The sequence below is a fragment of the Pseudoalteromonas sp. NZS11 genome (assembly GCF_015864765.1).
Classification (GTDB): domain Bacteria; phylum Pseudomonadota; class Gammaproteobacteria; order Enterobacterales; family Alteromonadaceae; genus Pseudoalteromonas; species Pseudoalteromonas arctica.
Window position 1 is genome coordinate 106,865 of sequence record NZ_JADYWP010000010.1, and the last position, 12,254, is coordinate 119,118.

The window sequence follows — 12,254 nt, forward strand, 5'->3', positions numbered from 1 at the left end:
TTTGGTAGGCCTTTTTAATAATTAGCGCTATTAGAGCATGTAACAAACATGATAAAAAATAGATGAGATGAATAGGCTTTGTAATAGGTTTAATGCTGTTAGGTATAAACGTTTAGATATAAAAAAAGCCCGCGTAAATGTACGCGGGCTATATTTTAACACTGTTATTTAAGGCATTTATTTAAAAGCTAAATTGCGCTGCTAAACGAAGATTTGTACCCTCGCCAACAGTTACATTACTAGTGCCGCCACCACCTAAATAGCTTTTATCAAATAAGTTTTCGATGTTAAGGCGTAAGTTAATATCGGTATTACTTAAGTTAAACTTATAAGTTGCACCTACATCAACACGCGTATAGGCATCTTTAGTAATTGTATTGGCGCTATCGGCAAAGCGCTCACCTTCGTAAAAAGCACCAGCATTAAGTGCAATGGCGTCGTTTAATTCATAACGCGTCCAAAGTGATGCCGACCATTTTGGTGCATCGGTAGGGCGTTTACCTTCCAATACTTCATCGCGTTCAAAGTTAGCATCTAGATACATAGTTGATGCCATAACAAATAAGCGGTCAGTAGCGGCACCTTGTGCGCTTACTTCAACACCTTTGTGGCGTTGTTCACCCACTTGGTTTGTTTCACTTGTGAATGAGCCAATAGGCGTCTCAAGTTGTTCGCTAACAAGAGTACCTTCTTTGCTAACATCAAAAATAGCACTGGTAAGCATTAGGCGGTCATCAAATAACTGCCATTTTATACCAATCTCTCTTTGCTTAGATGTAACAGCATCTAATTTCATGCCGTTATTTACATCTGTTTCATCAATCAGTGTTTCACTACCTTGAGGCTCAAAACCTTCTGAGTAACTAGCGTATATAGTTGCAGAAGCATTTGGGTGATAAAGCACACCTACTTTTGGTACAAATGACTCGTTATCATTTCCTGTGCTATTTTGTTTGTCGTAACGACCACCCAATGATAGTTGCCACTCAGGCGAGAACGAAATTAAGTCTTGAACGTAAATTCCGTAGTAGTCGTATTCAGTTTCGCTTACTGTATCATCTGTTTTATAGCTTACTGATGGACGAGATGGTTCTGCTTGTCCTGCAGAAAAATCAAAATAGTCGGCAGAGGTACGGCGCTGTCCGTAGTAATAATCAAGCGAGTTTGCGCCAATTAAAAATTGGTGCTGTAAGCTACCTGTTTTAAATTCACCAATAAAATCAATAAATGCAGTTTTAAATTGCCAATCGTCAAAGCGATCATAAGGGCGAGATTCATAACTATCGCCTTCAGCAAAGCCACCTGGCATACGCGGTGCTGACTCAAAGCGTTGGCGTTCAAATGTTTGTTCGTTATAGCCAAGCTTTACTTGCCAGTTATCGGTTAAAAATACTTCTAGGTCTACACCTAGGTTTTCTACGGTTATATCGGTAAACGCCCAAGACATATCACGGATTGTTTTATCATCACCAATTACATTGGCATTGTCGTCTATCCATGCACCAGTATCTAAACCTGCTTCGTCGTCTGTGCGGTCGTAATGCACACGTACTAATGCGTTGTCGCTAATATCGTAATCTACAACTAAAGCACCTAAAAAGCGGTCACGCTCGCGGTTTTCACCGTTTTGGTATTCACGCCAGTAATCAACATCTTGTTTAACTAAAATACCACGAGCACGTAAATCTTCAGATTCAGTCAAGGCACCAGCAGCATCAACCATAAAGCGCGTTGAGCCATGTTGGTCTACATCGGCACTGGCATTAAAGAGTGTTTGTGCTGTAGGCTTTTTAGTAACCATGTTCACCAAGCCACCTGGACCTGATTGACCATATAAAATGCTCGATGGGCCTTTAATTACTTCAACTTGTTGTAAAATTTCGATTGGTTGTTGGTAGTGCGACCAATGCTGATGCCCATCACGTAAATAACCTGTTGATGAGCTTAGCTCAAAGCCGCGCAAGTTAAATACCTCACGATTTCGTTGTTGTGAGCCTGCAGTTAAGCTTGCGTCATTTGTAAGTACTTCGCCAAGGGTAGTGGCAAGTTGCTCACTAATAATAGTGTCGGTTATTACGGTTACAGATTGTGCGGTTTCAAGTAATGAAGCTGATGTTCTCATTGCGCCATTAGCGTTATCTACTTTGTAATCGTTAAAGTAGCTACCTTTTACTTCTATACGCTCAAGGTCAGTAGTGTTTGCGTATGTGTTTGTTGTAATGCTTGCTAATAGTGCTATGTAAAGAGAATTCAGTTTCATTGTTTGCTTCCAGCAGTGATATGTAAAAAACAATCGCGATCTTAATGCAAACTACTATCATTTTCAACACCTTTTGTTAACGTGCTTTATTATGTGTTTGTTAATGGTTGCTAATTACGAATTCTGCTATTATTAGCAGCATATTTAGTGGGGCTTTCCCCCACGTTATTTTTATTGCTATGGAACTTACTGTGACTTCAACTGCTTTTTCATCTTTGGCTTTACCAGCTGGACTCGTTGATAATTTATCAACACTTGGTTATGCGCATATGACACCTGTACAAGCGCAAAGTTTACCGCCTGTACTTGCTGGTAAAGACATCATTGCTCAGGCAAAAACCGGTTCAGGTAAAACTGCTGCGTTTAGCTTGGGTGTGTTAGCTAAATTAAACGTAAAACGCTTTCGTATTCAATCTTTAGTCTTGTGTCCTACTCGTGAGCTTGCCGAGCAGGTTGCGGTTGAAATGCGTAAATTAGCGCGCGGTATCCATAACATTAAAATATTAACGTTATGTGGCGGTGTATCAATTGGTCCACAAATAGGCTCGCTTGAACATGGCGCGCATATTATTGTTGGCACACCTGGGCGTGTTGATGACCATATTCGTAAAGGTACTTTACGTTTAGATGATGTTGAAACATTGGTACTTGATGAAGCCGATCAAATGCTTGATATGGGTTTTCAAGATACACTTGATGCAATTATTGAGCGCATTCCACAAAATCGTCAAACATTGTTATTTAGTGCAACATTCCCAAGAGCTATTGAAGCAATTGCTAAGCGTGTACTTAAAAATCCAGAAATGGTTAAAGTAGAAGAAGAGCAAGCCAAAAGCACAATTAAGCAGTACTTCTACAAAATGGATAATAATAAGCAGCGCTATCCAACGCTAAAATTATTATTACTTAAATTTACACCACAAAGCTGTGTTGTGTTTTGTAATACTAAAGTAGAAACACAACAAGTGTGTGACGATTTAGCTGATGAAGGCTTTAGTGCTGTTTCGCTACACGGTGATTTAGAACAGCGCGATCGTGAACGTACGTTAATTCACTTTTCAAATAAAAGTGCTTCAATACTTGTTGCAACCGATGTTGCTGCACGTGGTTTAGATATTGACGACATGGATATGGTGATTAACTACCATTTAGCACATGACACGCAAACACATGTGCATCGTGTTGGTCGTACAGGTCGCGCTGGTAAAAAGGGCATTGCATGTTCTATTTACGGTGAAGCAGAAGCGTTTAAAATTGCTCAAATAGGCGAACATTACGAACGTGATATTACTCCAGAGCAAATGCCACCATTTAATTTATTAGACAAGCCACCGTACCGCCCTGAAATGGTTACTTTGATGATTGATTCAGGTAAAAAACAAAAAGTACGTGCAGGTGATATTTTAGGTGCTTTAACGGGTAAAGATGGGGTTGCAGGTCGTCAGGTGGGTAAAATTAACGTACTTGATAACGTAGCGTTTGTTGCTGTTGAGCGTAACTCATTAAAACCTGCGCTTCGTAAATTAACCGAAGGCAATATTAAAGGGCGTAAAATACGCGCACGTCGCCTTACTCGTTAATTTAAACTTCTAAATTAATAGATTAACGAGCAGCTACCTTTAGCTGCTCGTATTGTGTTTGTATTTTTTTAAACTCAACTTCACAGCCATTTGGTTTATCTGGGTGCACTTGTAATGCAAGTTGTCTCCAGCGCTTTTGAACATTTTTAAGAGTGAAATTTTCAGGTAACTTCCATTCTAAAGCCAATGCTTTAAATTCATTTTCATTTAAAGCCTGTAGTGGTGATGTCGTTTTAAACTGACGCCAAAAGCTATTTAAAAGCTCATCAATCTGCTCTTCACTGGTATCGTAATTATGCCAATCTAAATAATAATCTCGCAAATATTCGCTTGTTGTTACTAAACTATTATCTCCTTTTTCTAAAAGCTCGATATGCAGAGCTGAAATGAGTAAACTCTGAGGGCGTAATTGTGCCTGCAGTTGGTACAGTGCATTCATAATTAAAAAGTTACGTTTAAATAAATCACGTTCAGGACTTTTATCTAGAGTGGTCATAGCGCTGCGGTTTGTCAGTTCTGCTGCTAAAGTATGAACTTGCCAAACCTGCTTTGTTAGTATTAGCTCAAAAATCTCATCAATCAGTGGGTTAAGCATTGTTTAGGCCCTAGTAGTTGGTGTATCTTCAATAAAGATTACACTGATATAAGTAACGGTTTGAAGGATTAAAATTATGCTGGGCAAGTTAAAATGCCTCTTATTTACTATATGCTGTGTACTAATAGCTCCTAGCTATGCCCAAAATAATGATTCGTTATTTGAGCAATTCAAAAACGAAGTACAGTGGGAGCCTAAATTACAATTAGCAAACATGCTACTTGCTAATAAAAATGCCTCCAAAAAAGAGCGTGTCGCTGTTTATTCGGCATTGGGTAATACTGCGTTATCGGTTGATAATCTTAAAGACTCATTACATTACTTTAAATTACTTGAACAACATACTTCGGATACTTTCTTCCCTGATGAGCACTTTCGTGCAATTAAAATGCAAGGTGTTGTACTTTTTTATCAAGGCTTATTTCAAAAAGCGATTATTGAATATACCCGTACCCTAGCATTAGCAGAAAAGAATAAGCAATTACTAGAGCAGGCAAACTTATTAAATAATATTGGTTTGGCCTATTTTAATATGAATAAGCTAGGCGATACCCTAGAGTTTTATTTAAAAGCAAAAGCTATCTACGAGGCGTACGGCAGTGAGCAAGATAAAACCGATATACTACTTAATATAGCAGGCGTTTATATACGCTTATCACGCTACGATAGTGCGTTTGGTCTTTATCAAGATGTACTTAAGGTTTATCAACGATTAGATGATAAAAGCGGTATTGCGCAGGTATATAACAATATGGGTGTTGCCCATATGGAGAGTAATCAATTTGACTTAGCACTGCATTATTATCAGCTAGCGCTGCGGTATTATATTTCAGCTAATGATTACAATAAGTTATCTACACAATATACAAATTTAGCAAATACTAATTTAGTATTAAAAAAAGTGGATGAAGCGTACGAGCAAGCTAAATTAGGTGAGTACTACGCCCTTAAAATAGATAACCATAATTTAGAGCTTAATGCGCTACATGCGCTGGCTAAAATTCAGTTTGTTAAGGGCAACTTAGAAGAGGCGCAAATAAATTTAGATAGAGCTATTTTACTTGCTCATGAATATGGTAGTGAGCGAATAATTAGAGAGAGCTTAGGGGCCAAAGCACTTCTTGAAGCCAGTAAAGGCGATTATTCAAGCGCAATGGCTTTGCAACAAAAATATATTAGTGAGTTGCGAAAGCTCAGAAGTACGGCAATTATAAATGCACTAGCGGTACTTCAGCATCAATTTAAAGCAACGCAATTAAACCAAGAGATAGAAAAACTTAAACAAGATCGCCGTGTGCAAGAGCTAAAAATGTCGCAGCGTTCTCAGCTTACTTTATTCTCTTTTTTACTATTACTTTTAGTTGTCGTAACTGGTATTGCGCTTTATCGCCGTGGTGCAGAAAAACGCGCTAAGCAGCAGTTAACAGAACAAGTTACGCAACGTACTGCAGAATTGCAGGCAATTGCACAAGAGCTGAGAGAAGCCAACGATGTTAAAAGCCAGTTTTTGGCTAATATTAGTCACGAAATTCGCACTCCACTAACGGCTATTTTAGGGCAAACAGATGCTTTAATTAATGAATTATATGAGCCTGAGTCACTTAAAGATGAATTAAGAGTAATTCAGCGTCACAGTGACCATTTAAAAAGTTTAATAAATGATGTACTTGATTTAAGTAAAATTGAAGCCAATAGATTAGAGTTAAATATTTCGTGCTTTGATATTGTAGAGCTGGTAAATGATGTGCACGCGATGTTTATCACCCAAGCGAAAGCAAAAAATCTACACCTTATTTTAGACAATCAAGTGGGTAATGAGTTTTACACTAAGCTGGATTTAATACGCGTAAAGCAGATTCTTATAAACTTATGTGCAAATGCTATTAAGTTTACTCATTCTGGGCAGATCATTATTGCATTAAATAAGAGTGAGCAAGGACTAGTTATTATTGTAAAAGATACCGGTATTGGTATGAGCTCTAAACAGTTAAAGCTTATTTTTGAATGCTTTAGCCAAGCTGATAACAGCATTAGCCGTCGCTTTGGTGGTACAGGGTTAGGCCTTAGCTTATCGCAACAATTAGCTGCGATGATGGGTGGTTATATCAGCGTACAAAGCGAATACAAAAAGGGCAGTCAGTTTTCGTTCTTTTTACCGTGCGCAGAAGTAAATAAATCTCAAAGCATGATTGAAACTCAAAGTGCTCCTAAGGCAAATAAGCAATTGGCAGGTCGTGTCGTACTTGCGGAAGATCATCCTGATAATCGTAGGTTAATAAGTCGTTATTTACGCTCAATGGGACTCGAGGTTATTGCTGTTGAAAATGGTGAGCAAGCGGTAGAGCAGTGCTTAAAAGAATATCCAGATTTGGTATTGCTCGATATTCAAATGCCAGTGATGGATGGGCGTTCTGCTTTTCAGCTATTAAAACAATGTGGTTTTGAGCGACCTATTTTTGCTTTAACAGCAAATGCTATGAGTCATGAAGTGGATGGTTATTTAGAGTTAGGGTTTACTGGTTATTTAGGTAAACCGATAGACAAAGAGTCATTTTATAAAGCGCTTTCTAGTCACCTACATAATGCAGAAGATCAGCCAACTACAAAGCAAAATGAAGTTGATATGAGCGATCTTGTGATTAGTTTCAAGCAGAGCTTTGCTTTGGAGAGTGAAACGATTACGCAGCATTTTATAAGCGAAGATTTAGATGCGCTACAAAAAGATAGCCATCGCATTTTAGGGGCTGCACAAATGTTTGGTTTGGATGAAATTGCGCAATCGGCTAAAAATTTAGACAGAGCACTTCTACGCAGAAGCCAAAAAAGCAGTGCAAATGACTTTAAAGCGCTCGTTGATACGCTGCAGGGTGTACTTAAAAAGTATAATGAAAGTTAAACTGTATTTAATCCAGACACAAAAAAAGCGCCTAAGGCGCTTTTTTTATTCAATTAAAACGCTTTTATTGGCGTCTCATCGAATCAAAAAATTCATCATTGGTTTTGCTCATCGATAGTTTATCGATTAAGAATTCCATTGCATCAATTTCTGACATGTCATGAACAATTTTACGTAAAATCCAAAGCTTTTGAAGTTCATCTGGTTTTGTTAGTAATTCTTCACGACGAGTACCTGAGCGGTTAAAGTCGATAGCTGGGAATACACGTCTTTCCGCAATTTTACGGTTAAGGTGAAGTTCCATGTTACCAGTACCTTTAAACTCTTCGTAGATAACTTCATCCATTTTAGAGCCAGTATCGATAAGAGCTGTAGCTATGATTGTTAAGCTACCACCTTCCTCAACGTTACGTGCGGCACCAAAGAAGCGCTTAGGTTTATGTAATGCGTTAGCGTCAACACCACCAGTAAGTACTTTACCTGATGAAGGAATAACGGTGTTATAAGCACGTGCTAAACGAGTGATTGAATCCAATAAGATAACAACATCTTTTTTATGTTCAACTAGGCGTTTTGCTTTTTCGATAACCATTTCGGCAACTTGTACGTGACGAGAAGCTGGTTCATCAAACGTTGATGCAATAACTTCACCTTTAACTAGGCGTTGCATCTCTGTTACTTCTTCCGGACGTTCATCAATAAGTAAAACCATTAATGTTACATCAGGATGATTGTGCGTAATTGATTGTGCAATATTTTGAAGTAGCATTGTTTTACCCGCTTTTGGCGGAGCTACTAACAAACCACGTTGGCCGCGGCCAATAGGAGATGCTAAATCAAGTACACGGGCTGTAATATCTTCTTTACTGCCGTTACCACGTTCCATGCGAAAACGTTCGTTTGCATGTAATGGAGTAAGGTTTTCAAAAAGAATTTTAGTTCGAGAGTTTTCAGGTTTATCAAAGTTAACTTCATTTACTTTAAGTAAAGCAAAGTAACGTTCACCGTCTTTAGGTGGACGAATAAGACCTGAAATTGAATCGCCAGTACGCATGCTGAAACGGCGAATTTGGCTAGGTGAAACATAAATGTCATCTGGGCCAGCTAAGTAAGAGGCTTCTGATGATCTTAAGAAGCCGAAACCATCTTGTAAAATCTCTAATACACCGCCGCCGAAGATATTCTCTCCGCCTTTGGCATGGGATTTAAGAATGGCAAAAATGATATCTTGCTTTCTTAAGCGGGCTACGTTTTCGAGCCCCATGGACTCAGCTAAGTCTACAAGCTCTTTAATGGACTTGTCTTTTAATTCGCGTAAATGCATATTGGTGGGTTCTTTATTACAGTTGTCATACTCAAAATCGCTTTGATCGTTGAGTGAGGTTTGTTGAATATAACTAAGGATTAGTTGGCTTTATAAACTAGCAGTTCACTGGCAAAGCGTCCAGTCTTTATACAAAATAAATTTAAAAAAGGGCAAAAAGCCCTTTTTATTGTTCTAGCTTACAGTTAGATGTTGTTTTCTAAAAACTCAATAAGTTGAGTTTTTGAAAGAGCACCTACTTTCGTTGCAGCTACTTGACCATCTTTAAAAAGAAGTAAAGTAGGGATACCACGAATACCAAATTTTGGCGGTGTGCCAGCATTTTGGTCAATGTTTAATTTGGCAACAGTCACACGGCTGTCGTATTCATCAGCAACTTCGTGAAGAATAGGGGCGATCATTTTACAAGGTCCACACCATTCAGCCCAGAAATCTACTAGTACTGGTTTGTCAGATTGTAATACGTCAGCTTCAAAGCTATCGTCAGTAATTTGGATTATTTTCTCGCTCATTGCGCTCTCCGATTTAGTTAGGCGAAATATTTAGTGCGTATTTAAACACTCTTGTTTCTTATTGCAAGTTTAAACGTTATGCTTAAACGCTATGACTAAGACACATTTAACCGATAAAAAGTTTTCAGACTTTGCTATCGCACCGGAAGTGGTTGCCGGTTTAACCGAGAATGGGTTTGAATATTGCACACCTATTCAAGCAAAATGCCTACCTTTTATTTGTGATGGACGCGATATCGCGGGCCAAGCTCAAACAGGTACAGGCAAAACGTTGGCGTTTCTAACTGCCACGTGCCATCGGTTATTACAATCTAGCAAAGCACCTAGTAAACATCCAAGAGCCCTGATCATGGCCCCTACTCGGGAGCTTGCGATTCAGATACACAAAGATGCTAAAATTTTAGCGCCGCACTGTAATCTTAACTTAGGTTTAGTATATGGTGGCGAAGATTACGAAAAACAACGTGCACAACTAGAAAAAGGCGTTGATATTTTAATTGGTACTACAGGTCGTCTAATTGATCTGTATAAGCAAGGCTGTTACACCCTTAATGAAATTGAGGTAGTCGTGCTTGACGAAGCTGATCGTATGTTCGATTTAGGTTTTATCAAAGATATTCGCTATATGTTCGATCGTATGCCAGATACATCAAAGCGTTTAAACTTATTATTTTCTGCCACATTATCGTATCGCGTACAAGAATTAGCTTTTGAGCACATGACAAACCCAGAACATGTTCAAATTGAACCTGACGTTAAAACGGGTAAACGTATTCAAGAAGAGCTATTTCATCCTTCGCAAGAAGATAAAATTAAGCTGTTGTTAACCTTAATTGAAGAAGAATGGCCAGAGAAAGCAATCGTGTTTGCAAATACCAAGCACAGTTGTGAAACAGTATATGCTTGGCTTAAGTCAGACGGTCATCGTGTAGGTATGCTTACTGGTGATGTTAACCAGAAAAAACGCCAAACTATATTAGCGCAGTTTAGCAAAGGCGACTTAGACTTTTTAGTTGCGACTGATGTTGCAGCGCGTGGTCTTCATATTCCAGAAGTAAGTCATGTATTTAACTTTGATTTACCTGACGATTGTGAAGATTATGTTCACCGTATTGGTCGTACTGGCCGCGCTGGTGCATCAGGCCACGCAATTAGTTTTGCATGTGAGCAATATGCATATAACCTGCATGAAATTGAAGAATATATAGAGCACAGCATTCCTTTATCACATTATGATAAAACAGCATTGCTAGATGATTTAACTCAGCCTATTATTCAAAGAAAGCGCAACTATTCAACAGGTCCACGTAACCGTAGTAATAACAGCGGACGTCGCCCAAATAATAGTTACCAAAAAGGACGGTCGTAAACGACCGTTTGTATAAGTAGTAGTAACTAGAGGTTTTTGAACGGTGGGGCAACTTAAACCGCAAAAAAATGTGTACGCAGTTATTGATTTGGGCTCAAATAGCTTTCATATGCTTATAGCCAAATCAATTGCTGGCGGTCTACAAACAATTGGACGTGTTAAACGCAAAGTCCGATTAGCCGCAGGGCTTGATAAAGATAACGTATTGAGCACTGAAGCAATGCAGCGAGGCTGGGAATGCCTTGCCCTTTTTGCTGAGCGTCTACAAGATATCCCAGATAAAAACATCACCATAGTAGCAACAGCCACCTTACGGTTAGCAACTAACGCCGAAGTATTCAAAAATCATGCAGAAAAGATTCTTGGCCATAACATTAATGTTATTAGCGGAGAATTAGAAGCGCGTACAATTTATAAAGGTGTTGCTCATACTTCATCTTGTACTGGCAAACAGCTTGTTATTGACATTGGTGGTGCAAGTACCGAAGTTGTAATTGGTAAAGCATTTGATGCCTTACATTACAAAAGCCTCAATATGGGGTGTGTTACCTATCTTGAACGCTATTTCAAAGACTGCCAATTAAGTAAGAGTAACTTTAACGCAGCCATAAAAGCAGCTCGTACAGTCATTGATGAAATTTCTCCAGAATATAAAACAGCGGGATGGCAAATTGCATCTGGTGCTTCTGGCACAGTGCAAGCAATTCAAGAAATTATGGTCGCTCAAAACCTTGACGATTTACTTACGCTTGAAAAGCTCAACACTATAAAAGAGCAAGCAATTGCATTTAGCACTATTGCAGCGCTAGACCTTCCTGGATTAAGTGAAGACCGTCGACTGGTATTTGTATCAGGGCTCGCAATCTTAATCGCACTATTTGAATCTCTTGAAATAGAAAAAATGGGATTGGCGGGTGGAGCACTGCGTGAAGGCGTTTTATATAGCATGGTTCCGGAGTTTCATAATAACGACATTCGTAAACGCACAGTTGATGGGTTTATGAGTCGTTATCACGTTGATCAAAAACAAGCGTGTCGGGTTTCAAGCTTAGCTATGCAGTTAGCGGTAAGTATTGATAAAGATTGGCCAATTGAACGTTTAAATGGGTTACCACTATTAAAAGCGGTAGCGCAGCTTCATGAGATTGGATTACTAATAGAATATAAGCAGTACCATAAACACACCGCTTATATTTTGGAAAATACCGATATGCCTGGTTTTTCACAGTCAGAGCATAAATTAATAGTAGCGGTAGCAGATGCGCATCGTTCTGATTTTCCAAAAGGCTGTTTTAATTCACTCGGCGTAAATAGTTTATTAGCGCAATATATAGTGAGATTACTACGGATAGCAGTCATCTTATCAATGCGCAGACAAGATGATGTACTGCCTAAGTTTGAGTTAACTGCTAAAAATGAAGTGTTAGACCTTAAGTTTGAAAGTAACTGGTTAAAAGATCATCCATTAATGGCCAGCGAGCTACAACAAGAGTCTAAACAGCAAGGTAAACTTGGGTGGAAGCTCATAGTAAACTAATTAAAAAGGCCCATCAGGGCCTTTTTAGTGTTTAAAGTAACCATTTCGATGCAAATGTGTGCGAACAGCACATTATTTCAAGTTTTCTTCAAAAAAGGGTTGATCTGTTTTCGGATCTCCCTATAATGCGACCCCACTGAGACGGGAAACGCCAACGCATAGCGAGGCACGAACAACTCAG

At 38.9% G+C, this 12,254-nt stretch carries 8 protein-coding genes; 4 read left to right on the plus strand and 4 right to left on the minus strand.

Annotation, left to right across the window (positions count from 1 at the left end; genetic code table 11):
• Positions 1–181: 181 nt before the first annotated feature.
• Complete coding sequence (locus tag I6E82_RS17150) at positions 182–2,260, minus strand: TonB-dependent siderophore receptor (protein ID WP_197118361.1); 2,079 nt, start codon at positions 2,258–2,260, stop codon at positions 182–184.
• Between the two features lie 191 nt (positions 2,261–2,451).
• On the opposite strand from I6E82_RS17150, the gene dbpA reads away from it, so the two are divergent.
• Positions 2,452–3,840 (plus strand): ATP-dependent RNA helicase DbpA, encoded by a 1,389-nt coding sequence (dbpA, locus tag I6E82_RS17155; protein ID WP_007580581.1) that lies wholly within the window; start codon positions 2,452–2,454, stop codon positions 3,838–3,840.
• A 22-nt stretch (positions 3,841–3,862) separates the two neighbouring features.
• Here the strand turns inward: dbpA and I6E82_RS17160 are convergent, their stop codons facing one another.
• On the minus strand, positions 3,863–4,435 hold the full coding sequence (locus I6E82_RS17160) for a DNA-J related domain-containing protein (RefSeq protein ID WP_197118362.1): 573 nt from the start codon (positions 4,433–4,435) through the stop codon (positions 3,863–3,865).
• A gap of 76 nt (positions 4,436–4,511) precedes the next feature.
• Between I6E82_RS17160 and I6E82_RS17165 the strand changes: the two genes are divergently transcribed.
• Positions 4,512–7,331 carry an ATP-binding protein gene (locus I6E82_RS17165; protein ID WP_197118363.1) on the plus strand — a complete coding sequence of 940 codons (2,820 nt, stop codon included), beginning with the start codon at positions 4,512–4,514 and terminating at the stop codon, positions 7,329–7,331.
• A 64-nt stretch (positions 7,332–7,395) separates the two neighbouring features.
• Here I6E82_RS17165 and rho read toward each other — a convergent pair whose 3' ends face one another.
• Both rho and trxA read right to left on the minus strand, forming a co-directional pair.
• The gene (rho, locus tag I6E82_RS17170; protein WP_002960945.1) at positions 7,396–8,655 is read right to left on the minus strand and encodes a transcription termination factor Rho; all 1,260 of its coding nucleotides are present in this window, start codon (positions 8,653–8,655) and stop codon (positions 7,396–7,398) included.
• A gap of 185 nt (positions 8,656–8,840) precedes the next feature.
• The gene (trxA, locus tag I6E82_RS17175; protein WP_002960942.1) at positions 8,841–9,167 is read right to left on the minus strand and encodes a thioredoxin TrxA; all 327 of its coding nucleotides are present in this window, start codon (positions 9,165–9,167) and stop codon (positions 8,841–8,843) included.
• A 91-nt stretch (positions 9,168–9,258) separates the two neighbouring features.
• Between trxA and rhlB the strand changes: the two genes are divergently transcribed.
• A complete protein-coding gene (rhlB, locus tag I6E82_RS17180; protein WP_002960940.1) occupies positions 9,259–10,536 on the plus strand; it encodes an ATP-dependent RNA helicase RhlB in 1,278 nt (425 codons plus the stop codon).
• A 43-nt stretch (positions 10,537–10,579) separates the two neighbouring features.
• Positions 10,580–12,073, plus strand: coding sequence for a guanosine-5'-triphosphate,3'-diphosphate diphosphatase (gene gppA, locus I6E82_RS17185; protein WP_197118364.1), 1,494 nt, complete (start codon positions 10,580–10,582; stop codon positions 12,071–12,073).
• Positions 12,074–12,254: the final 181 nt, after the last annotated feature.

Coding starts and splice junctions, on each gene's coding strand:
- I6E82_RS17150 (WP_197118361.1), bottom strand. CDS start 2,260: ATGAAACTGAATTCTCTTTACATAGCACTATTAGCAAGCATTACAACA.
- I6E82_RS17160 (WP_197118362.1), bottom strand. CDS start 4,435: ATGCTTAACCCACTGATTGATGAGATTTTTGAGCTAATACTAACAAAG.
- I6E82_RS17165 (WP_197118363.1), top strand. CDS start 4,512: ATGCTGGGCAAGTTAAAATGCCTCTTATTTACTATATGCTGTGTACTA.
- rho (WP_002960945.1), bottom strand. CDS start 8,655: ATGCATTTACGCGAATTAAAAGACAAGTCCATTAAAGAGCTTGTAGAC.
- trxA (WP_002960942.1), bottom strand. CDS start 9,167: ATGAGCGAGAAAATAATCCAAATTACTGACGATAGCTTTGAAGCTGAC.
- rhlB (WP_002960940.1), top strand. CDS start 9,259: ATGACTAAGACACATTTAACCGATAAAAAGTTTTCAGACTTTGCTATC.